The organism is Brevibacterium sp. NPDC049920 (assembly GCF_040656435.1).
GTDB lineage: Bacteria > Actinomycetota > Actinomycetes > Actinomycetales > Brevibacteriaceae > Brevibacterium > Brevibacterium pityocampae.
In genome coordinates this window covers 1-21,574 of the sequence record NZ_JBFAMF010000019.1, presented here as the reverse complement: position 1 = coordinate 21,574, position 21,574 = coordinate 1, and the positions used below count along the sequence as shown (strand labels likewise).

Below are 21,574 nucleotides of genomic sequence, written 5' to 3'. Positions count from 1 at the left end.
GAAACGCTACGTCATCCGCGAGGTCTACCACCTCATCAAGACCAACCCACGAACAGGCGAAATCACGGCTTGACAACTATAGGAGCATCAACGCGATGGCCGAGGCGCTGAACTCGGTGTACAAGGCCGAACTGATCGACCGGCGGGAGTGGTCGGGAGTGATCGAAGTGATGGCCGAGACGTCGAAGTGGGTGGCTTGGTACAACCACGTCCGACTGCATTCGGCGCTGCACTACCGGCCGCCGATCGAGGCGCATTCTGATTGGATCAAACAGCAGACCACTACAGGCGTGGCCGCATAGGAAACCAAGAAAAGAAGCCTCTACCAAACCCAGGGCTTGACAAGGTCCCGCCAGGCGATCCCGCATCGGTAGCGGTAGATGATGCCCTCGACCATCTGGCGGGCATCAGCGAAGGGCCGGCCCCTGCGGCCGGTCGGAGCAGGCAGCAAGTCAGCGATCAGCGACCATTGAGCATCCGTGAGCAGTTGGAATCTCGACATGCTCCCAGGCTCTCAGTCAGCGAACCACATCATTGTCAGACACGCCCTAGCCGAGAAGATCGACGGGGCGGAGACGCTGATGCGGACGCTCGACCTGGAGGAAGGCAGCTACCTCGTCAAGGCGAAATCAGCGGCTGATGAGGGCGTGGTGATCACCGGACTGCCGACGGCTCCCGTGGAAGCGACCAAGGCCACGCTGGCCCGGGTGCAGGTGCTGGGAGCGTCGGCGGCTCTGGTGCTGGCGGGCCTGCTAGGCTGGTGGTGGGTCCACCGCTCCCTGCGCCCCCTCGCCGAGGTGTCCCGCGCTGCAGCCGAGGTGGCCGAGCTGCCGATGGGGTCGGGTGAGGTGTCTCTGGCACAGCACCGCGTGCGTGATGAGCTGGCGCGTCCGGGCGACGAGGTCGGCGAAGTCGAACACCGCGTCGTAGCTCGCGTTGCCACCACCACCGAACGCAGCGAAAGCCGCGGCCAGGTCAGTCGCCGACCCTTCAACGAGGTTCACCCGACCGTGGTACCGAGTCAGCTGGCGGCGTGCCTTGACGATCATCGCCGGGTCGAGGTCGACGGCGTCGACCGGTGCGGCGCCGAAGACATCGAGGATCAGCTTGGTGCCGGACCCGGGGCCACAGCCAAGTTCGGCCACCCGAGCGCCCGGGGTGCGACCACCCAGCGCGATCAGACGCCGAGCCTCGAAGCGCTGGAGCAGGCGTCGCGGTGGTGAGTCGACCAGCGCCGCCTCCATCCGGTTCATACGCATGTCACCCTCCGAGGGTCCAAGAGTATGCTCCGGTCTTCCTCCGCGGTGCCGGCCGCCGTTGTCGCGTGCTGTGTTCGGGTTCCTCGCGCTCGTCGCCGGCCGACCGAAGAGGCGCTCGAACGGGTGGGAGCACGTCCTCTTCCCGATCGTCTTGATCGGTCGCGGTGTGTTCATCCTCGTCGAGGGCGCGTGCGGCTTGTGGACGGTGAGAGCGGGCGCATCGAGGCGACGTGATCCGCTCCCCGAACCATCGCTGCTTCGTGCTATCATCGTCGTATGGCGATTGATGGTGTTGCTGAGACCACCGTTTGGTCCGAAGACCGCAGTGCTTATGCGGCGCTGTTCCATGCGCTGGCCGAGCCGACGCGCCTGGCGCTGCTGGAGCACTTGGCCAGCGGTGAGCACCGCGTGCGGGATCTGGTCCACCACATGCATCTTGCGCAGTCGACAGTCAGCAAGCATTTGGCCTGTCTGCGTGACTGCGGACTGGTCACCGTGCGCGCGGAGGGGCGGTCCTCGTGGTTCTCGCTGGCCGATCCGGCCCGACTGGAGGATCTGGTCGAGAGCGCGGATGAGCTGCTGAGGGCGTCCGGGGTGTCGCTTTCGTTGCGTGACCACGATCATCACGAGCCGATCGTTGGGGAGGATGAGGGGTATGGCGGAAACTGATAGGGGTGGGCACGTGCACAGTCATGTCCCGGAGCGGGCTGATCGGGGGACGCGCCGGCGGCTGGTGATCGCGTTCTGCATCATCGCCGTCATTGTTGTGGCGCAAGCGGTGGGCAGCGTGATCACCGGCAGCCTGGCTCTGCTGACGGATACCGCTCATGCGCTGGCTGATGCGTCCGGGCTGTTGGTGGCGGTCATCGCGGCGACGATGATGCTGCGTCCGCCGAGCAGTGAGCGGACGTGGGGTTTCGCCCGGATCGAGGTCATCGCCGCGCTCGGGCAGGCTGTGCTGCTGCTCGTGGTCGGCACCTATGCCGCCGTCGAGGGTATCCGCAGACTGTTCGAACCTGCCGAGGTGCCCGGCACGGAGCTGCTGGTGTTCGGGGTGATCGGCCTGGTCGCCAATATCGCCGCGATCGCTGTGCTGGCATCCAACCGCGAGGCGAACTTCAATATGCGTGCGGCGTTTCTCGAAGTGCTCAACGATGCCCTGGGGTCTCTGGGCGTGATCATTGCGGCGATCGTGATCGCGACCACCGGGTTCCAGCGCGCCGACACCATCGCCGGATTGTTCATCGCGGCTTTGATCGTCCCCCGCGCGTTCCGGCTGCTGCGCGAGACCGTGCGGGTGCTGATGGAGTTCACTCCCAAGGGAGTCGATCTCGAAGACGTCCGCGCCCACATCTTGGAGCTCGAGCACGTCCGCGATGTGCACGATCTGCACGCCTCGATGATCGGCACCGGCCTGCCGGTCATCTCCGCGCACGTCGTCGTCGACGACGACTGCTTCGAATCCGGTCACGCCCCGCAGATCCTGGAGGCGATCCTCGCCTGCGTCAAGGAGCACTTCCCCGTCGCCTTCGATCACGCCACGATCCAGGTGGAAACGGCTGCCCTGCGAGACCGGGAACTGCCCGCAGTCCAGCACGCCTGACGAACCGGGTGTTCGGCATCGCCTCCAGCCGGCGAACCCGACTGCGATGGGCCGCAGTCGATGCTGTCTGTCTGGTGTTAGGTCCGCGGTACCGCCGTGGTTGATGGCGGGGCGATCTGGTGCCGGAAGTGGTCATGATCGCCGGGGGATGGGACCGGCCGCTGCTCCCATGGGGGACGGGGCAGCGGCCGGTCGGTCTGTTCAGTTGAAGGAGACGTGGACGTGGTCCATGTGGTTGGCGGTGGCCGAGCCACGGTCCTCCATGGCCCGTCCCTCCCAGCCGGTGTAGGGAGCGTAGATCTTCTGCTTGTAGATCACGTATTTCACTCCGAGCTCGGACGCGTGCTTGATCGCGAACTCTGTGATCTGCTGACCCGTGGGATCGGTGATCATGATGTCGAGGGCCTGGCCGGTATGGTGGTCGGATCCCGGATCGTTGCGCGGTCCGCCGAAGGTTTTCACCTCGGGGAACTCGGCGCAGACCGCCCGGTAGCCCTTCTTAGCGTTCGCGGTGAGCTTGGGTTCAATCTCGGTGGACACCGAGCAGGGCTCATCGGAGAGGCCCGAGGATTCGCGGCTGTCGGAGCGCGAGGACTTCGAACCCCGGTCCGAGGATTCTCCGCCGGAGGTCTCCGACGACGCGCTCTCCTTCGGGGGCTCAGGGGCCGGCAGCGCGGCCTTCACCTCTGGCTTCTGGTTGTACTTCGGATCGTCTTCGAGGGACTTCCGATACTCCTCGGCGGCCGCCTCCCGCTCCTTCTCACGTTCCTCGGCATCCTTCGTGGGAACGTCTTGGGCGCCGGGATCCGCGCTGGCGGTGGCTGCCTGCTCCTCGGCCGTGACGACGCTGGCGGTGTCCGTGGGTGCGAAGGCGAACGAGGAGGCCACGATCGCGGTCGTGGCAGCTGCCGGCAGTGCGATGGCGGCGACCATCGGGCGGCGCCTGACGGACTTGAGAACCCCGGTGGCGGTGCTCGGCTCCTGACTATGGCGACCGGCATGCTTGCGGTCGCCCGCGGCGACGTTCCGGATCAGGGTGCGCGCGTTCGCGCTCCAGGACGGCTTCGGATCCGAGTGCTTACCCATTCGACTAAACCCTTAACGCAGTTGTGACCATTTCGTTATCTTCGAGTGTACTGACGCACGAGGAGATGACAAAACGGTAACGAACGAGATAAGGGTGACGAGTGTCACGTGGTGTTGCGCGGGCGACATACCGCCACCGCGCCGGCTGGGTCGTCTCAGAGGGGGGAGGTGAAAGCGGGGAAGAACCGGAGGTAGACCGAGGCGGCTACCGCGATGTAGATGAGGGCCACCAGCGTCCATGCCCAGTCTGCGGTGAACCGGACCAGCCCGGCGGGGGCGGGGATGATGCCGTGGACGAGGTTGCGGATCGTCAGGAGGAGGAAGAGGGGGATCATCGCGGCCCACACGACCATGCAGTACAGGCACAGGAGGTAGAGGCTGAAGAGGGCTTGGGACCACAGCCAGATGACGAAGACGGTGCCCAGGCTCACAGCGACCTGCAGACCGATCCAGTACCAGCGTCCCAGCTGTGCTCCGGCGAGGACGGCCATGGCGGTGGTGATGATCACGGCGAAGGCGACGATCCCGATCAGCGGATTGGGAAACCCGAACAGCTCGGATTGCCAGCTGCCCATGACCTTGCCGCAGGAGACCCACGGATTGATGTCGCAGCTCGTGACGTGCTCCGGGTCCCGGAAGAGCGCCAGCCGTTCAGCGACGAGTACTGCCGAAGCCACCCACCCGATGATGCCCGTGACCAGCAGCAGGACCGCGAAAGGGCGCGGTCGGGCGAACCGGGGACTACTGGCTTCAGCGGGGCGATGATCGAGCGTGGCGGTAGCGTCCGGCATGGCCTGTCACTCCGCAACGGCTGCGTCGAGCGCAGCGCGGAGCTCGTCGAGACTGCTCGGAGCGAGGAGTTGCCCGTCGAGGAAGAACGTCGGCGTTCCGCTCACGTTCAGGGCGATGCCGTCGGCCAAGTCGAGTTCGACCCGATCCTGGGTGGCCGGATCTTTGACTGCCGCGTCGTAGGCTTCCATGTCCAGGCCCAGGTCTTCGGCGAAGGAGCGAAAGACCGCGCTCTTGTCGTCGGCGGATTCGCCCCATTCGGGTTGGGTTTCGAACATCTGCTGGTACATCGGTTCGTAGGCGCCTTGCTGGGCGGCGGCCTCCACGGCCAGGGCCGCGTTCATCGCGTTGCGGTGTCCGGGCAGCGGGAAGTAGCGGTGGACGAAGGTCACGGAGTCGGCGTACTCGACCCGCAGCTCCTCGACGAGGGGATAGGCGGCCCGGCAGCCCTCGCATTCGAAGTCGAGGAACTCCACCAGTACCGCTTTCTCGTTCGGCGCCTGCGACAGCACACGGCTGTTCTCGCGGACGAGCTGCCCGGTCTCTGCCGTCCCTGCCGGCGTGGCGGACTCGGTGGTCGTGTCGGGAGCGTTGCCGCGCACGATGACGACCACGACGATGGCGGCGATCACGGCGGCCGCCATCAGGATCCAGACAAGGGACTTGCTCTTCACGAGAACGCTTCGGTTGGCGGGGTTCATGGATGATCCGTTCTGTCCGGTCGGCGGGAGGCGGTGGAGGAGGGTTGGAGGGCACCCGCAGTGCCGGCGGGCGTCGGGTGTGGTCGGTGCAGGAGGAGCGTGGTGAGCAGAATCGCGAGCGGGGTCACTCCGGCCAGCAGCACGGCGGTGCCCGCACGCTGTTGGTCGGCGGTGATGGACGGCCCCCAGGTGCGGGCGAGGTTGCCGAACCAGTCCACCTCGAGGACGGGGGTGACGCCGAACGCGAGCACGGTCGCCCAGAGCAGGAGGGCCCCGGCCAGCCCGGCCACGGCGATGATCCGCCGGGACAGTGTTCGTGCCGCGGTTCGGGGGCGGGTCACCGTGGTCATGAACCAGAACCCGATGAGCAGGAAGTACAGGTTGGCCATCTGGTGGGCGATCCAGAAATCCAGGGCCAGGCGCAGCAGCGGGGTGTAGTAGAGCAGACCGAGCGAGACGGCCACCACCGCACCGCTGAGCAGCGGGTTCCGCAGCGCTGGGCCGGCGGCTGAGCTGGCGGCGTGCAGCCATTCCCGGGGTCCCCGGCTGCCGTCGGTGCGCCGCTGCACGGTCAGGGCCAGCAGGTACAGGGGAGCGCCGAGGGCCAACAGCAGCGGGATGAGCACGGTGATGGCCAACAGCATGACGGTGTGCACGCTGATGAGCACCATGCCGTAGATCGTCGGGGCCGCGCAGGTCACATAGACCAGGACGAGCAGTCCGGTCAGCCAGCTGGCGGTGTGCTGCCACGGCCACCGATGCCCGGCAGCGTGGGCCTTGCGCACCCCGAGGAGATACACGGCGGCCGCGGTGAGGGAGAAGGCCACCCACAGCCAGTCCCACCGCCACTCGGTGAACCACCGGAACCAGGTCAGGTCCGGCGGCAACAGATAGCCGGTGAGGATCTCGGCCGGGGTGATCGCCGGTTCCGGCTCCCGCGGGACCGGCGGAGCGGTCCGGCCGAGGGCCCCGGTGACCCCGATGACTCCGCCCATGATGAGCACTTCGGCGATGACCAGCCGCCACGCCGTCTGCCCGCCGGACTTGCGCCCGACCTGGGCGATGGCCCAGCTGCGATGGGCCAGCCCGATGGCGCCGAGCAGCAGGGTTGCGGCGAGCTTGATGAGGATCAGCTGACCGTACCGGCTCAGCAGCCCCTCCCACCCGCCGAGGCGGAGCACGGAGTTGAGCACGCCGGAGGCCAGGACGAGGAAGAACGCCACACCGGCCAGCACCGAGAAGCGGGAGAGCACCGATTTCGCCAGGTGGGCACCGTGGTTGGAGGCGAGGATCGGCGCGGTGACGGCCAGGGCCGCCACCCCGCCGACCCACACCAGCACGCCGAGCCAGTGCACGGCCAGCGCACCGACGCCGGCGAAGTGATCGTCGCTGCCGGCGGCGTGCCCGATCAGCGAGATCGGGACGATGGTGGCCAGGGCGAGCAGGGCCGTGCCGGCCAGGCCCGTGGTGGAGCGGACAAGGAAGGTCAGATTGCACACGAGGAAGGCAATGAGGGTGATCGCACCCCACGCCTGCCCGACGAGCAGATCAGTCAGGAAGTAGGCCAGCTGGCTGGCGAACTCGGCACTGTCCGACACCGGCTGGCCGGCGAGATTGGCATACGTCAGCACCAGCACGACCACCGCAGCCCCCAGCCACACGAGGGACACGACGGCGGCGACCGCCCGCACGCGGACGAACGCCGGGTGCGGGCGCGAAGGCCCGGGCGCCGACTCGTCATCTCCGGGGGGCAGGATCGTTGCCGCGAAGATCAGGCAACCCACGACGACGGCCAGCGCCAGGTGGTGCACGGTCAGCGCGATCGGCAGCGCCCAGCGCACGAACGCGCCGGGATCCAACGCTTCGCGTTCTGCCGCCGCCCCGGAGAACGCCGCACTTGCCACGACAGCGGCAACCGCGACCGCAAAGGCGGCCACGAGCCAGGCCGCGGAGCGCCAGCGCCCGGTCCCGGCCGGAGTTTCGGCCGGGGCACTACCCATCGGATGGCATTCGGAGTCCGGGGGCACCGGTCATGCCTCGTCGCTTTCCAACCGCCGGCGGCGGGCCACCACGGCGACGACGACAAGCCCCAGTGCGATGACGAGGAGGGCCAGGACGATCACGAAACTGAGCGGCACTCCCGTGTCGGCTTCGTCGGCGGCCGCCTGCTGAGTCTCCGTCTGCGGCTGCTCCGGCGCGGCGGGCTCGGCCACGGGCTGCGCCGGCTGGGAAGCCTCGGCCCCTGTCTGCCCCGGGTTGGGGGAGGAGGAAGCACCGGCACCGTCGGTCGCGGTGAAGGAGAACGAACCGTCGATCGGATGGGAATCCGAGGACACGACCCGCCAGGTCACCGTGTACTCACCGGCGGGCGCCTCGGGATTAATCGGCTGGACGGCCATGTTGCCATCGATCTCGACGCCTCCCTCGGCCCAGTTCGTCCCCGCCGCGTCCTTGATCAGGATCTCCGACCCCATCGACAGAGGAGCGTTGGAGAAGGAGACCTCAATCGCCTCGGGGACGGCATCCAGGCTCTGCCCGTCTTCGGGATTCGTCCCGGTCACGACGTCATGCGCCGCCGCCGGGGCGACCGGCAGCAAGACGACCGCCAACAGCACTGCCAGAACGCTCACGAGGCGGCTGACCGGCCGCACTGCAACTCTGCGAATCAATTTCTACCTCCTGTAGAGAACGGGGTCAGTGTACCAGCCCGCGCAGGTGACTGTGGGGGAGCAATGGCGAGCCCTGGGGTGGAAAGCACCTGGCTCATCAGATGATCGTCTGGAAGCCGCCGATCATGCCCTGCAGACTGTTGACCCACTGGGTCCACACCCCGGTGACGAGCAGCAGTCCGATGATGATGAGCATCCCGCCGCCGATCCGGCTGATCAGGATCTGATGGTCTCTGGCCCATTGCAGCCTGCCGGTGCCCTTGACGATGAGCACGGCCACGACGATGAACGGCACCCCGAGTCCGAGGCAGTACATCAGCGTCAGCGCCGCGCCACGCCAGATGCCGTCGGTGCCGGTGGCGCCGAAGCTGGTCGACAAGGCCAGCACCGCCGCCAGTGTCGGCCCCATGCACGGGGCCCAGCTGAGCGCGAAGGTGGCACCCAGGGCGGGGGCACCCCACAGCCCGGCCGGTGGGCGCTTGCTGATCTGGGTGCTGCGCTGGAACATGCCGATGCCGCCCATGAACACGATGCCGGCGAGGATGACGACGATCCCCATCACCCGGTTGAGGACATCGGCCCACTGGCTGAGCAGCACGCCGGCCGCGCTGAACGCCAGGCCCATGGCGACGAAGACGACGGCGAAGCCGGTCATGAACAGCGATACCCCGATGATGACCTTGCTGGGTTTCCGGTCAGTCAGTGCGGTGGCGCCCAGCCCGGTGATGTAGCCGACGTAGCCGGGAACCAGCGGCAGAACGCAGGGGGACAGGAAGGACACCGCCCCGGCCAGGATGGCCACCGGGATCGCCAGCAGCATCGGTCCGGTCAGCACGGTCTGCGAGAACACCTCCCCGATGGGGGCCGCCAGTGTCATGCCGACTCGTCCAGCACGTCAGCGATCAGCGCTTTGAGAGTGGACTCATCGACCGCCCCGACCACCCGGGCCGCCGGCCTCCCCTGAGCGTCGAGGACGACCGTGGAGGGCACCGCCTGCGGCGGCAGCACGGTGCTCAGTGCTGCCACACCGACCCCGTCCTGATCCAGCATGGACGGAAACGTCAGACCGAAGGTGTTCGCGAACGCCTCGGCGGCTGGGGCCTGATCGCGGACGTTGATGCCCAAGAACCTCACGCCGTCGTCCTGGTACCGCTCGTAATTGGCCTGCAGGGCGGGAGCCTCCTCACGGCACGGGGGGCACGCGGCGTACCAGAGGTTGAGCACCACCGGGGCCCCGCGCCAGTCGGCAAGATCAAAGGCTGTGCCGTCGGTGTACTCGGCGGCCAACTCGATCGGCTCACCCCGCTCGCCCACGGCAAGCTGGGTGATGACACCAGACCCGGCAACATAGCCCTGCTCGCTGCCGGCCTGCCCGGCCGGCTCATCATCGGCGCCACCGCACCCGGCCAGCCCGAGAGCGATGATGGCGGTGAGAGCACCGGACCGGCGGATCAACGATCGGCGCGACACATGCGGGGACAACACTCTTTCTCAAACTCCTGACGATGGGGCAGCTCGACTGTTGACGGCTTTCACGCCGATGGGACGGGTTCCCAAGTCTCGGGGCAACGGACGTCACGCATCGCAGCCTCCCGGAAGGGACTGCTGCTTGGCGTCGCGCACGTAGGTGCAGCACACGCTGTCCGACTTGCCAGTGACAGCCAGCAGCGCCTCGGCCTGAGCGAGCAGCTCGAGCACCTCGGGCCGGCTCAGCGAGTAGTACACGCTGCGCCCCTGCGCCCTGCCGGCAACCAGACCGCAGTCGCGCAAGCAGGCCATGTGTGCAGACACCGTCGATTGGGCCAGCGCCAGCTCGCTCACCAGATCGGATACGCGCGCCTCCTCCACCGCCAGCCGCTTGACGATGGCCAGCCGCGTCGGGTCGCTGAACGAATGGAACACGGCCGCGACAGGGGCAAGCCCCCCGGCACGGTCCGACCGCGCCTCACTGATAATCGTCACGCGCCGATGATATCGGGAATCCTGATCTTCCCCGCACCGGGGCCTCCACACACGAAGGCGAGAGGAGTCGAAGGTGGAAATCCGCTCCGGCGACTCCGAAGCCCGCGAAGGGGCGGGCTGATTCGTTTACTGCGCTCCGGCTGGTTGCCTCACCGCATCCACGGTGGGGTGTGGTTGGTGTGCGAGGACGCGGCGGGTGCGGGCGGCGCGGAGTCCGTTGGCGATCACGATCACCTCGGCGACCTCGTGGACCAGCACGACCGCGGCCAGCCCGAGCACGCCGGTGATCGCCAACGGCAGCAGCACGATGATGATCGCCAACGACAGCGCGATGTTCTGGTTGATGATCCTCCGACCGCGCCGCGCGTGGCGCAACGCCGGTGGGATCAGGCTCAGGTCGTGGCCGGTGAAGGCGACGTCGGCGGATTCGATCGCCGCATCGGACCCGGTCGCGCCCATCGCGATCCCCACCGTCGCTCCCGCGAGGGCGGGGGCGTCGTTGATGCCATCGCCGATCATCGCCGTCGGTCGGTGCTGGGCTAATCCCGCGACGATGCGCGCCTTGTCCTTCGGGCGCAGCTCGGCGTGCACGTCGGTGATCCCGGCGATCTGTGCCAGCGCGGTTGCGGTGCGGGCGTTGTCGCCGGTGAGCATGCTGACCTCAACGCCCTGGTGGTTGAGGGTGCGGATGACCTCGGGCACCTCGGGGCGCAGCTCGTCGCGGACCGCGATGGCGCCGGCGACGGTGCCGTCGACGGTGACCAGCACGCAGGTCTGCCCCTCGGCCTCCAGGGCCGCGACCCGAGCCTGGAGCGATCCGGGGTCGATCCAGCGGGGGCTGCCCACCGTCACCCGCTGCCCCTCAACAATCCCGGAGATGCCGTGCCCGGCCTCCTCGGACACGTCCTGGGCCACCGGCGCCCCGGCCGCGGCATTGGTGATGGCCGCCGCCAGGGGGTGGGTGCTGTGCTGCTCGACGGCGGCGGCGTAGGCCAGCACCTGGTCCGCGTCCCTGCCGCCGGCCGGGATCACCGTGGTCACGGTCGGCTGGTTCCGGGTCAGGGTGCCGGTCTTGTCCACTGCCAGATGCCGGATCCCGCCGAGACGTTCGAACGCGGCACCGCTCTTGATGATGACGCCGAACTTGCTCGCCGCGCCGATCGCCGAGACCACCGTGACCGGCACCGCGATCGCCAACGCACACGGGCTGGCCGCGACCAGCACCACCAGGGCCCGGGTGATCCACAGCTGCGGGTCACCCAGCAGCGACCCGATCACGCCGACGAGGACGGCCAGGATCATGACCCCGGGCACCAGCGGGCGAGCGATCCGGTCGGCGATGCGCGCCCGGTCGCCCTTCTCGGCCTGGGCCTGCTCGACCAGCTCGACGATCGTGGTCAGCGAGTTGTCTGTGCCCGCGGCGGTCGTCTCGACCTCCAGCACGCCGGCGATGTTGATCGCCCCGGCCGAGACCTCATCACCGGATTCGACCTCGACGGGGATCGATTCGCCCGTGATCGCAGAGGTGTCCAGGCTCGACCGCCCCGCCCGGACGATGCCGTCGGTGGCGACCCGCTCCCCGGGCCCGACCACCAGCACCTGCCCGACCGTGATCTCCCGGGCCGGCACCTCCACCGGGTTGCCGCCGCGGAGGACGGTCGCGGTTTCGGGCACGAGCTTCAGCAGCGCCCGCAGGCCGCCGCGGGCCCGATCCATCGCCTTGTCCTCCAGCGCCTCCGCGATCGAGTACAAGAACGCCAGCGCCGCTGCCTCCTCGACATAGCCGAGAATGACCGCGCCGATCGCGCTGATCGTCATCAGCAGGCCGATCCCGAGCTTGCGCTTGGTGATCAGGCTCCGGATCGCGCCGGGCACGAACGTGTACGCCCCCAGCAGCAGGCCGGCCCAGAACACCACCGACGCCGCCGTCTCCAGGCCCGACCACTCCAGGATCAGACCCGTAATGAAGGCGACCCCGGAGAAGATCGGGAGCAGCAGACCCGGGTCACGCCACCACGGACGCTCCACCTCCTCGGCCTCGCCACGGGGTGCGGTGACCGGCTCATCGCAGCCGCATGCGGCGCTCACGAGGCGTCCTCCGAGACGGACCCCTGTGCGTCGCAGCAGCCGGGAACCGTGCAGGCCGGGTCGATGCATGCCACGTTCTCCTCGACCGCTAGCGTCACATCCACCAGTCCTGTCAGTGCCGCCGCCAGGTGCGGGTCCGCGATCTCGTACCGGGTCTGGCGGCCCTCCGGCTCGGAGACCACGATCCCGCACCCCCGCAGGCACGCCAGGTGGTTCGACACGTTCGTCCGCGTCAACCCGAGATCCCGGGCCAGCGCGGCCGGATAGCTGGGTGAGTCCAGCAGCGACAGCAGAATCCGTGACCGCGTCGGATCCGCCATCGCGCGACCCAACCGGTTCATCACATCCACACGAGAAGCAATAGTCAGCATGCACTGACCATACACCATGGGCTGACCCATAGGCGCCGTGCCGGCTTTTACGATGGATCAGGCCCGGAGGTAGACGGAGATGAGGGTGAACAGCACGATACCGACCGTAAGGAGGACGGGGTCCAGGCGGCTGGTGCCGCCTCGTGGGCCTCGGAGATCATCTCCTCGATGCCACCCGGTGGTCAGAATACGGCCCGTGAGGCCAAGGACGGCGAAGGTAATGCTGTCGGGGGGCCTCGCGCAGAGCGAAGTATCCCAGGGCGGATCCGACCAGGATGGGGATGGTGAAGCTCATCGCCATCGGGATTCGGGTGCGGCGTTGGGTGCGAAAGCAGCCGCGTCCGAGCCGGCTTTCACACCCCGGAGTACGAGTGCAGGCCGCTGAAGTAGATGTTGACGACGGCGAAGTTGAACACGACCGAGGCGAAGCCGGTGAGGTTGAGCACGGCGACTCTGGTCGGCCCCCACCCGCGGGTGGCGCGTGCGTGCAGGTAGGCCGCGTAGACGACCCACACGACGAAGGTCCAGATCTCCTTGGTGTCCCAGCCCCAGTAGCGGCCCCAGGCGAGTTCGGCCCACACGGCGCCGGCGATCAGGGTGAAGGTCCAGGTGATGAAGCCGACGGCGGCGATGCGGTAGGAGACCTGCTCGATGTTCTCGCTGGAGGGCAGGCGGTCCATGAAGCGCAGCCACCTGGGTGTCGTGCGCTGCTCGGTGGCCGCCTTGATGATCTGGAAGACTGCCAGCGCCGCGGAGATGGACAGCAGTGCCGTCGACAGGATCGCGATGGGCACGTGGATGTAGATCCAGTAGGACTGCAGTGCCGGGACCAGCTGCGCGGCCGGCGTGTAGAACACCGTGATGCACAGGCCCAGGGTCACGAGCACTGCCCCGGAGACGAAGGTGCCGAGGTACCGAAGATCGCGATACTTCAGCGCCGCGAGGTAGAGGATGACGGCCAGCGCCGAGGTGGTCAGCGCGTACTCCATCATGTTGCCCCAGGGGCCGCGCATCACGGACAGGGCGCGGGTGGCCACCGCCGCCGCGTGGAGCACCAGCGCCAGTGCTGTCAGTGAGGTCCCGACCCGGGCCAGTCGCCTGCTCCGGCCCGTGGTCGGGTCGGCATTGCCCGCCCCGTCGCCATGCCGATCGGCCGGCGAGCCCGATCCAGCATCGTCGTCTTCCAGCACGGCGACGGAACCGGTCCGGCGGGCGGTCCGCCGGACTCGGCTGCCGGCGGCAACCGCCTGCGCCGACTGCCGCTGTCGGACGGCGGACTTGAGCGTCCGGCCGCCGAAGAGGTCGAAGGCGTAGGTGATGAAGGCGATTGCGTAGACCGCCATCGCTGAGTAGATCAGCAGATTCGACCATGTGGCCAGCTCGATGTTGACGTCCATTTCAGTGTCCCTTCGCCGGTCGTTCCGGGTTGCGTGCTCGGTCGTGAAGTTCTGCTGCCAGGTCGCGGGCGGCGTGCTCGACCCGGGGATCCTCACCGCGGGCCAGTGCTGCTACCTCGACCTCGCCGCCGGTCGTGCGGACCCACATCCGGCGCCGCGGCACGAACAGCGACAGGCCCAGTCCGACCATCAGCAGGATCGAGAACACCAGCATCGGCCCCTGCGTGGGATCATGGCGGATATCGATGGCCATGAACCGGTCGATGCCCTCCAGTGTCACGCTGCCCAAGCCGTCCGGCAGCTGCACGGTCTCACCCGGTGTCAGCTCGAGCGTGATCGGATTGCCGGCGGCATCGATGATCGCGGTCATGTTGTCCGCGTCCAGATCGTAGACCGACTGCGGCACCCCGGTGTCGAGCCCCAGATCTCCCCGGTAAGCGCTCATCACGACGTAGGGGTTGCGCAGCTCGGCGAACCGCGAGATCAGCTCACCGTCGTCGTTGAGTCCTGCGGTGGGGAGCAGGAAGCCGACGAACCCGAGCTGGTCTGGCTGCGCGTCGGGCACCTTGAGCACTCCCCGCGAGCCGTATCCCGAGGCCTCGGGCTGAGGCAGGAACACGACCGGCCCGGAGAAGGTCACGTTGCCCTGGGCGTCGCGGGTGGTGAAGACCGGGGCGTAGCCGTTGCCGGTGAGATAGATTCCGGTGCCACCGATCCGGATCGGCTGATTGACCTCCAGCCGGTGCCGGGTCTCCTGCCCCTCGTAGAACTCGGTGATGTCGGCCTCGAACGTGCGGGGCTGGCCGAACTGATTGCCGATCGCCTGGTCGTCAAAGCTCGACTCGAAGGAGTCGAGCCGGATCCGGAAATCGTCGAGCCGGTCCGCGTCGAAGTAGGTGCCCGGCTCGAAGGAGTCGTAGGCCACCAGCGAATTGGCGAACGTGTCGCCCTCGACGAGCACCCGCTGCCCCGAATAGCCGAACAGGGATCCGATCGCCATCGTGACGACCAGGGCCAGCAGCGAGGCGTGGAAGACCAGATTACCGGTCTCCCGCAGGTAGCCGCGCTCGGCCGCGACATGATCGCCTGCCCGGATCGTCCGGTAGCCCTGCTTCTTCAGCCGGGCCTCGGCCCGGTCGAGGAGCTCCTCGGGATCTGTCTCGCGTTCGAAAGTCTGGTAGCCCGGCATCCGGGACAGCCTGCGGGGAGCCTTCGGCGGCGCCTGCCGCATCGCCCTCCAGTGCTGGGCGGTGCGCGGCAGGACGCAGCCGACCAGCGAGATCATGAGCAGGATGTAGACGCTGGAGAACCAGACGGAGGAGTAGACGTCGAACAGCTGCAGACGGTCGAGGAACTCGCCCCAGGCCCCGTTCTCCTCGATGAAGGTGGTCACCCGGATCGGGTCCTGGATCCGCTGCGGCAGCAGCGATCCCGGGATGGCGGCCAGGGCCAGGATCAGCAGCAGGATCAGCGCCGCCCGCATGGTGGTCAACTGCCGCCACGCCCAGCGCACCATCCCGACGAAGCCGATATTGGCGGGCGCCGGCTCTGCCGCACGCGCTGGCTTGCTGGAAGGCGCCGGCTTCCGTCCCTCATCTTGATCCGGGAAGGTCTTCATCAACGTCTCGTTCGCTTCTTCTCGTCTCATGCTTGCTGTCTCAGATGACCGCCTCAAACCCGCCGCTCAGTCTCTGCAGCGAGACGACGACCAGCCGCATCCGTCTGACCACGTCGGTACAGGGCTCTTGCGGGGCGGTCGGAACGGGTAGCGTGCTTTCACAAGGTTGGGCGATGATGGCGAGGGACCATCGACCTTCGTCCCTTCGACGTTGCCCGCTGCGTCAAGGTTCCGATCGACCGGAACCTGCCGAGGCGATGATCCTCTCTCGTCCGAGGCGCAATAGTCAGCACGCACTGAACCATACAGTATGGAGTGACCGATACGCATTCGGTTGAACCGCCCTTTGTCTCCGGCGGGAGATGTCGACCCCAGTGTCTCGGATTCAGCTGATGTTTGGAACATGGAATGCCGCAGGCCGGTACACCGAGACGAACACCGGTGCAGGTCCGGGCACGGAGAGTCTTTCAGTGCCCCTCAACAGCCCCGATCGTGCCTGCGATCACGGCGAAGCCGCATCCGCAACGGTCTGCCGTTCTCGGCTGATGATCAGTGATTTCCGGCGAGGTGTGGGAGGTTCAGGTGCCGGAGTCCGCCTGCTCCGGCTGCAGCTCCCCTCGGAGAGCGGGCCGCCGATGGGGTGGTGACCGGCTACCTCCACACGGGATGGTTTTCCGCCTTCAACCTGGCCGACGTCTTCATCACTGTCGGTGCCGCGGTGACGCGGTTCACCGAGACGCAGACCAACTCCCTGTAGACGACTGTGCTGAGAGCTTGACGCCGTGCTCGGCCGGTGGTGAGCTGAGCCCGCAGTCGCTCCGGACGTTGCCGCGCTGGCCGTGAACCCCGGACCCACGGTCTGACGCGACGCCGGGAACGTGGCTGCTCGAAGTGGCAAGGAGCGCGCATGACCGAAAGCAGACTCTGGCTGCTGCGCGATGCCCGTGCCACCCACCGGCAGGGCAGGGAGGCGACCGCCCAGCGGCAACACGAGCGATTTGCAGGGATGGTCACCTACGCGCGCGCCCGGTCACCCTTCTACCGCCGGTTGTATCAGCACCTGCCCGAGCACGTCACGGACCCGATGATGCTGCCCGTCACGAGCAAGGCCCAACTGATGTCCCACTTCGATGACTGGGTGACCGACCGGGAGGTCACCCTGTCCGCCGCGCGGGCATTCGTCGAGGATCCCGCCCTGGTGGGCGAGAAGTTCCGCGGCCGCTACACGGTGGGGACCACCTCCGGAACCACCGGCACCCGGGGCATCTTCCTGCTGGACGAGCGGTCCCTCGCGGTGACCACCGCCCTGCTGGCGCGGCTGCTCAGTGCTTGGCTCACCCCTGCCGATCTGCTCCGCATCATTGCCCGCGGCGGGCGCGTCGCCATGATCACCGCCACCGGGGGCCACTACGCCTCCCTCGCCGCGGCTGCCGCGTTGCGCAGGAACCGGTTAGTCCGCAGCCGGATCGGGGTGTTCGGCGTGCATACACCCATGGCGCAGCTGGTCTCTGGGCTCAACCGCTTCCGTCCGGCCATTCTTGCTCCGTACGCCACGATGGCCGCGCTGCTGGCCGCTGAGCAGCGCGCCGGTCGCCTGCACATCGACCCGGCGTTGGTGGTCTTGTCCGCCGAGGGCCTTCCCGCAGGGGAGTACGACAGGATCTCCGCCGCGCTCGGCGCCAAGGTCCGCCAGGGCTACGCCGCCACCGAGTGCCCCTTCCTCACCTACAGCTGCCAGTACGGGTGGCTCCACGTCAACAGCGACTGGGTTCTCCTCGAGCCGGTCGACGCCGATTACCGTCCGGTCCCCCCGGGTCAGGCGTCGCACACCACCTTGCTCAGCAACCTCGCGAACAGGGTCCAGCCGATCCTGCGTTACGACCTCCGCGACGTCGTCTTCGTCCGGCCTGATCCCTGCCCGTGCGGCGACCCGCTGCCCGCCATCCGGGTGCAGGGCCGCACCGCTGACCTGCTCGCTTTTCACACCCCCGCCGGCGAGCCGGTGACGCTCCCGTCGCTGGCCATCACTGCGCTGCTCGACCGCGTTCCCGGCGTGGAGCTGGTCCAGCTCGTGCACACCGCTCCTGCCCACCTCGATGTCCGTCTGCAGTCCGCCGCCGGGACCGACGCGGAGCACGTCCGGCAGGCGGTGCACGCAGAGATTCGGCGCCTGCTGGGGGACCACGGACTCGGCCACGTCATCGTGGCCCGCGGCGAGGGACCACCCCAGCCAACTCCGGGGGGCAAGTTCCGCTCGGTCATCCCGCTGCGCTGACCGGCTACTAGAGACTTGAGGTGGGGCGGCCAGTTGCGGCCGGTTGTCCTTCTGCCCTGAGGCCCAGTCCTCAATACAGCCGCTCCGACGCGATCCCCCCGGCGAGCAGGGCGTCGCGTTGCAGGTCCGTGGTCTGGGGCCCGTCGGCCTTCGAGTCCCGCGCATAACCTGTGACTGTTGGCGAGAAGGGGCGGCGAGCCGCAGTTTTCCTTGGCGGCCCCGAGCATCTTGATCCTGTCCATGAAGTGCCGGGAGTCAGAGCCCGAACGCGCCGCCCTCGACGAGGATGAACACCCCAAGACCGATCAAGACGATCGGGAACAGCACGTGCTCCCAGCGTTCGAGCACCTCGGCGATCGGCCGGCGAGTCGCGACGAACTTGGCCATCACGACGAGGACCGCGACGAGCGCGAGGAACACGATGCAGTAGGCGATGACGGCGGCCGGCCCCACGCTGAGGAAGACCGGAACATACACGCCGATGTTGTCCCCGCCGTTGGCGAAGGTGACAGCGGCGACGGTCAGTACGGCGACGTTCTTACCACTGACCTTCGCCTCATCATCATCGTCGTCGTCTCCGCGCCACGCTTGCCATGCCGCCCACAGGCCGAGGAACAACGGGATGAGCCCGAAGTAGGTAATGGCTTGCGGGGGCAGGAATGCATCCGCTCCCAACGTGACGAGCACGGCGGCGGCCAGGATGCCGCCGAACCCGAGATACTGACCGGCCAAAATCCGGGCCGTGGTGCCCCGCTGGCCCGCACCGCGGGCGAAGAACAGTGAGAGCACGATGATGTCGTCGATGTTGGTGACAATGAACAGGCCGATCGCCTGCAGCACGGATGACAGGATCATGCGCCTGCCTCCATCTTGCAGCGCGTTGGAACGGAACATGCAGGGTCAATGCAGCTGGCCCCCTGGTCAACCGCCAAGGTCGTCTCCAGCAACGCAGTCAGCGCGCGGGTCAGGTGCGGATCAGCGATCTCGTACCGGGTTTTCCTGCCTTCCGGCTCGGCCACCACGATGCCGCAGTCCCGCAGGCACGCCAGATGGTTGGAAACATTCGACCGCGACAGGCCCAGCTCCCGGCTTATCACCGCCGGATGGTTCGGCCCCTCAAGCAGCATCAGCAGGATGCGGGAGCGCGTCGGGTCAGCCATGGCGCGGCCTAGGCGGTTCATCACGTCAAGATGATTGGTAATGGTCAGCATTCGATGAACTGTACATTGTTCGCTGAATAAGGGGCAACTTGCCCGCTCAGTGGAGAACTGCTGCCCGCCGAGGTCTTGTACCCAGTACTCGGGTGCAGGTTTACGCTTGATGCTGACCAACAAATAGTTCATTCGCGCTCGTAGGACTAATCTCGGCTTCGACCACGCGGGTGCGCCAAGAGAAGGGTCATGCCGAGGATGTCCGCCCTGGAAGCCTCATTCTGTCGCAGCCGGCCGTGGCGCCTTCTGGCCCGGCGAATGGTTCCCTGGGCGATTCAGGGCTTGCCTCTCGCCGGCAACGTGCTCGAGATCGGTGGGGGTAGCGGAGCGATGGCCGGAGCAATCGCTCGGGCCCACCCCCAGGTGCACCTCACCACGACCGACGCCGATCCCGCGATGGTCAAGGCTGCGCAGCGGCTCCTCACCCGACTCCCCACTGCTCAAGCGCGCCAAGCCGATGCCACCCGGCTACCTTTCAATGACCAGTCGTTCGACATTGTGCTGAGCTTCCTCATGCTCCATCACGTGATCGAGTGGGAACGCGCGGTGACCGAGGCGGCGCGGGTCCTACGACCCGGCGGGTCCTTCGTGGGATACGACCTGCTGGCCTCACGGATGGCCTCCCTGGTGCACGTGGCCGACCGCTCTGCGCACCGACTCATCGAACCCGCCACCTTCGAACCGGTCCTGGAACAGGCTGGCCTCGGCCCGCTCCGCATCCGGGTCTCCTTCGGCGGTCGGGTCCTGCGCTTCATCGCTCGGAAGCCGGACACAGTCCAGGACGATCCTGGCAACGACAAGCACGCGCCCGCGTGGAAAAACCATGGGTAACACCGTGACTGCGAGGGACGGCACCGAGCAGACGTGGGTGGGCACGAAATAAGGTCCATCAAGCCCGACTGTACCGGGCGGGTGCGCCCCCGGACACCACGATCGCCGAAGGGGCCAGCCGTCATGAGGGCTATTACCGGTGCCCCGGAAAGCGGAACCGCTCAGCGCTGTGCGTCTGCTGCTACCACGACCAGCAGGATGCGCCTTAGGATCTGTCGGCTCAATCACCTCCGAGCAATCCCTCGCAACTGCTTCGTCATTGTGTGCTGGTGAACCGTGCATCCCGTCGACGCCGGCCAGGTGAACCTATGCAAAGCGCTGAGCTGGTGGCGGCCGATCTAGTTCAGGCCGTGTCCCCGTCCCTCATACCGGACGCAGGCTCCCGCAGCATCCCGAGGACCAGTCCCGCCACCCCGACGGTGACGAAGACGTCGGCTGCGTTGAAGGTGGGAAACCAGCCGGTGTGCAGATAATCCACCACGCCGGCCCCGCCCAGTCGATCTACAAAGTTCCCCAAGGCCCCGCCCAGCAGCAGAACGGCTCCGCCTCGGGCCACTGTGCCCATAGCACGGACGTTCGCCAGCAGATACCACACCAATCCGGCGAGGACCAGCCCGGTCCCGGCGATCACCATCCAGGCAGGCAAGGACGCCCCGAGGCTGAAAGCCACCCCCGGATTGTAAAAGACGCGCAAGCTGATCCAGCCCAGATCGACTACCTGCCCAGCGGGTAAAGCGGTCTGAGCCAGGACCTTGAGCCCCAGATCCACCAGTGCCAGGATCCCCGCCCCGCCCAACAGCCCAACCACCTCGCGAGGCCGGGGCCGCTGTACAGACGTAGCGCTCACCGGCTGACCACGGGTGTCGACACCAGACGGTGGGGGCACCAACCCGTGGCCGGCCGACGCCTCGGCACCCGCACCCTGCAGCGGCGAGGCTGCCGCAACGGCCAACGCAGGCCCAAACCTGTCCCATCATTTCTTATCGTCACCCTCAGATGCTACCGGTTCAGGCTATTGCCTCTCGGGGAGGAACAGGCCGGACTTCTTCGTGGGCCCCACCGTGATACGACCACCTCCGAACGACCCGCCTGGTGCGCCCTGCTGGCTCTGATCCCGTCGAGTGCCACCGTCCTCACGGCCGGCGGCACGACCCGCACCGTCCCCGTCGAGCGCCTCGTCCCCGGGGACATGCTCCGGCTTGTCGCCGGTGAGCGCTTGGCCACCGACGGCATCGTGCGCTCCGGGGACAGCAGCCTGGACGTCTCGGCGATCACCGGCGAATCCATTCCCGTCGAGGTCAGCCGCCGACATCGGCATCGCCATGGGAGCCACGGGCTCGGACGCGGCGGTCGAATCGGCGGACGTGGCTTCACCTGCGATGATCTGCGCCTGATTCCTCGCACCGTCGATCATGCGCGCCGGGGGCGGCGCATTATCAACCAGAACATCGTCCTGTCGCTGGCGATCATCACCGTGCTGCTGCCGCTGGCCATCACCGGAGTCCTCGGCCTGGCTGCCGTCGTCCTCGTCCACGAGATCGCCGAAATCATCGTCGTCCTCAATGGACTGCGTGCCGCCCGCAGATCTCGGCAAACCACTGTGGATCGATCCATGGGCTCTAGGGCGTGTCCGATAAATGGTGTAGCCACGCAATAGCCGCGTTGAGTACGACTGCTGCGCGGTAGACGATGGCGAGTTTGTCGTAGCGGGTGG

The 21,574-nt window shown here is 67.4% G+C and carries 21 protein-coding genes and 4 pseudogenes; 6 read left to right on the top strand and 19 right to left on the bottom strand.

Annotation, left to right across the window (positions count from 1 at the left end; all coding sequences use genetic code 11):
• On the top strand, positions 1-302 hold a 302-nt coding region (locus AB0I45_RS13560; protein ID WP_360318846.1), incomplete at its 5' end, for an integrase core domain-containing protein.
• A 41-nt stretch (positions 303-343) separates the two neighbouring features.
• Here the strand turns inward: AB0I45_RS13560 and AB0I45_RS13555 are convergent.
• Together AB0I45_RS13555 and AB0I45_RS13550 are read right to left on the bottom strand one after the other, a co-directional pair.
• Positions 344-502: pseudogene (locus AB0I45_RS13555) on the bottom strand (transposase); the annotation flags it as partial.
• Positions 503-752: 250 nt separating this feature from the next.
• Positions 753-1,244: a class I SAM-dependent methyltransferase gene (locus tag AB0I45_RS13550; RefSeq protein ID WP_360318849.1), complete on the bottom strand. Its 492-nt coding sequence runs from the start codon at positions 1,242-1,244 to the stop codon at positions 753-755.
• Between the two features lie 291 nt (positions 1,245-1,535).
• On the opposite strand from AB0I45_RS13550, the gene AB0I45_RS13545 reads away from it, so the two are divergent.
• Both AB0I45_RS13545 and AB0I45_RS13540 read left to right on the top strand, forming a co-directional pair.
• Positions 1,536-1,928, top strand: a complete 393-nt coding sequence (locus tag AB0I45_RS13545) for a metalloregulator ArsR/SmtB family transcription factor (RefSeq protein WP_137318399.1) — start codon at positions 1,536-1,538, stop codon at positions 1,926-1,928.
• A gap of 13 nt (positions 1,929-1,941) precedes the next feature.
• Positions 1,942-2,862, top strand: a complete 921-nt coding sequence (locus AB0I45_RS13540) for a cation diffusion facilitator family transporter (RefSeq protein ID WP_137318398.1) — start codon at positions 1,942-1,944, stop codon at positions 2,860-2,862.
• 201 nt (positions 2,863-3,063) lie between these two features.
• Here AB0I45_RS13540 and AB0I45_RS13535 read toward each other — a convergent pair whose 3' ends face one another.
• From AB0I45_RS13535 to AB0I45_RS13480, 12 genes are all read right to left on the bottom strand, one after another.
• Positions 3,064-3,948, bottom strand: coding sequence for a ligand-binding protein SH3 (locus AB0I45_RS13535; RefSeq protein ID WP_137318397.1), 885 nt, complete (start codon positions 3,946-3,948; stop codon positions 3,064-3,066).
• A 155-nt stretch (positions 3,949-4,103) separates the two neighbouring features.
• On the bottom strand, positions 4,104-4,739 hold the full coding sequence (locus tag AB0I45_RS13530) for a vitamin K epoxide reductase family protein (RefSeq protein ID WP_137318396.1): 636 nt from the start codon (positions 4,737-4,739) through the stop codon (positions 4,104-4,106).
• 6 nt (positions 4,740-4,745) lie between these two features.
• Positions 4,746-5,438, bottom strand: coding sequence for a thioredoxin domain-containing protein (locus AB0I45_RS13525; protein ID WP_247619154.1), 693 nt, complete (start codon positions 5,436-5,438; stop codon positions 4,746-4,748).
• Positions 5,435-7,438, bottom strand: coding sequence for a cytochrome c oxidase assembly protein (locus AB0I45_RS13520; RefSeq protein WP_247619153.1), 2,004 nt, complete (start codon positions 7,436-7,438; stop codon positions 5,435-5,437). Before AB0I45_RS13520 ends, AB0I45_RS13525 begins: the two co-directional genes overlap by 4 nt.
• A gap of 30 nt (positions 7,439-7,468) precedes the next feature.
• Entirely contained in the window at positions 7,469-8,068 is a 600-nt protein-coding gene (locus tag AB0I45_RS13515) for a copper resistance CopC family protein (RefSeq protein WP_247619152.1), read from the bottom strand.
• Positions 8,069-8,204: 136 nt separating this feature from the next.
• The gene (locus tag AB0I45_RS13510) at positions 8,205-8,984 is read right to left on the bottom strand and encodes a cytochrome c biogenesis protein CcdA (protein ID WP_360318839.1); all 780 of its coding nucleotides are present in this window, start codon (positions 8,982-8,984) and stop codon (positions 8,205-8,207) included.
• The gene (locus AB0I45_RS13505) at positions 8,981-9,592 is read right to left on the bottom strand and encodes a TlpA disulfide reductase family protein (RefSeq protein WP_360318836.1); all 612 of its coding nucleotides are present in this window, start codon (positions 9,590-9,592) and stop codon (positions 8,981-8,983) included. Before AB0I45_RS13505 ends, AB0I45_RS13510 begins: the two co-directional genes overlap by 4 nt.
• A gap of 90 nt (positions 9,593-9,682) precedes the next feature.
• Positions 9,683-10,069, bottom strand: coding sequence for a metalloregulator ArsR/SmtB family transcription factor (locus AB0I45_RS13500; RefSeq protein WP_137318393.1), 387 nt, complete (start codon positions 10,067-10,069; stop codon positions 9,683-9,685).
• Positions 10,070-10,195: 126 nt separating this feature from the next.
• Positions 10,196-12,157 carry a cation-translocating P-type ATPase gene (locus AB0I45_RS13495; protein WP_247619150.1) on the bottom strand — a complete coding sequence of 654 codons (1,962 nt, stop codon included), beginning with the start codon at positions 12,155-12,157 and terminating at the stop codon, positions 10,196-10,198.
• Positions 12,154-12,528, bottom strand: coding sequence for a metalloregulator ArsR/SmtB family transcription factor (locus AB0I45_RS13490; RefSeq protein ID WP_247619149.1), 375 nt, complete (start codon positions 12,526-12,528; stop codon positions 12,154-12,156). The genes AB0I45_RS13495 and AB0I45_RS13490 overlap by 4 nt, the downstream gene beginning before the upstream one ends.
• 353 nt (positions 12,529-12,881) lie before the next feature.
• Positions 12,882-13,925, bottom strand: a complete 1,044-nt coding sequence (gene ccsB, locus AB0I45_RS13485; protein ID WP_247619148.1) for a c-type cytochrome biogenesis protein CcsB — start codon at positions 13,923-13,925, stop codon at positions 12,882-12,884.
• A 1-nt stretch (position 13,926) separates the two neighbouring features.
• Entirely contained in the window at positions 13,927-15,543 is a 1,617-nt protein-coding gene (locus tag AB0I45_RS13480) for a cytochrome c biogenesis protein ResB (protein WP_360318831.1), read from the bottom strand.
• 907 nt (positions 15,544-16,450) lie between these two features.
• Between AB0I45_RS13480 and AB0I45_RS13475 the strand changes: the two genes are divergently transcribed.
• Complete coding sequence (locus AB0I45_RS13475; RefSeq protein WP_360318828.1) at positions 16,451-17,818, top strand: phenylacetate--CoA ligase family protein; 1,368 nt, start codon at positions 16,451-16,453, stop codon at positions 17,816-17,818.
• A 24-nt stretch (positions 17,819-17,842) separates the two neighbouring features.
• On the opposite strand, the pseudogene AB0I45_RS13470 reads toward AB0I45_RS13475, so the two are convergent.
• The 3 genes and pseudogenes from AB0I45_RS13470 to AB0I45_RS13460 form a co-directional block, all read right to left on the bottom strand.
• Positions 17,843-17,993 (bottom strand): annotated as a pseudogene (locus AB0I45_RS13470) (recombinase family protein); the annotation flags it as partial.
• Positions 17,994-18,073: 80 nt separating this feature from the next.
• Complete coding sequence (locus AB0I45_RS13465; protein WP_137318388.1) at positions 18,074-18,673, bottom strand: cadmium resistance transporter; 600 nt, start codon at positions 18,671-18,673, stop codon at positions 18,074-18,076.
• Positions 18,670-19,029 carry a metalloregulator ArsR/SmtB family transcription factor gene (locus tag AB0I45_RS13460; protein WP_137318387.1) on the bottom strand — a complete coding sequence of 120 codons (360 nt, stop codon included), beginning with the start codon at positions 19,027-19,029 and terminating at the stop codon, positions 18,670-18,672. Before AB0I45_RS13460 ends, AB0I45_RS13465 begins: the two co-directional genes overlap by 4 nt.
• 198 nt (positions 19,030-19,227) lie before the next feature.
• Between AB0I45_RS13460 and AB0I45_RS13455 the strand changes: the two genes are divergently transcribed.
• Positions 19,228-19,860, top strand: coding sequence for a class I SAM-dependent methyltransferase (locus AB0I45_RS13455; protein ID WP_247619144.1), 633 nt, complete (start codon positions 19,228-19,230; stop codon positions 19,858-19,860).
• 343 nt (positions 19,861-20,203) lie between these two features.
• On the opposite strand, the gene lspA is transcribed toward AB0I45_RS13455, so the two are convergent.
• The gene (gene lspA / locus AB0I45_RS13450) at positions 20,204-20,707 is read right to left on the bottom strand and encodes a signal peptidase II (RefSeq protein ID WP_137318385.1); all 504 of its coding nucleotides are present in this window, start codon (positions 20,705-20,707) and stop codon (positions 20,204-20,206) included.
• A gap of 274 nt (positions 20,708-20,981) precedes the next feature.
• Here lspA and AB0I45_RS13445 point away from each other — a divergent pair.
• A pseudogene (locus AB0I45_RS13445) lies at positions 20,982-21,517 on the top strand (hypothetical protein); the annotation flags it as partial.
• On the opposite strand, the pseudogene AB0I45_RS13440 reads toward AB0I45_RS13445, so the two are convergent.
• Positions 21,480-21,574: pseudogene (locus AB0I45_RS13440) on the bottom strand (IS5/IS1182 family transposase); the annotation flags it as partial. The pseudogenes AB0I45_RS13445 and AB0I45_RS13440 overlap by 38 nt on opposite strands.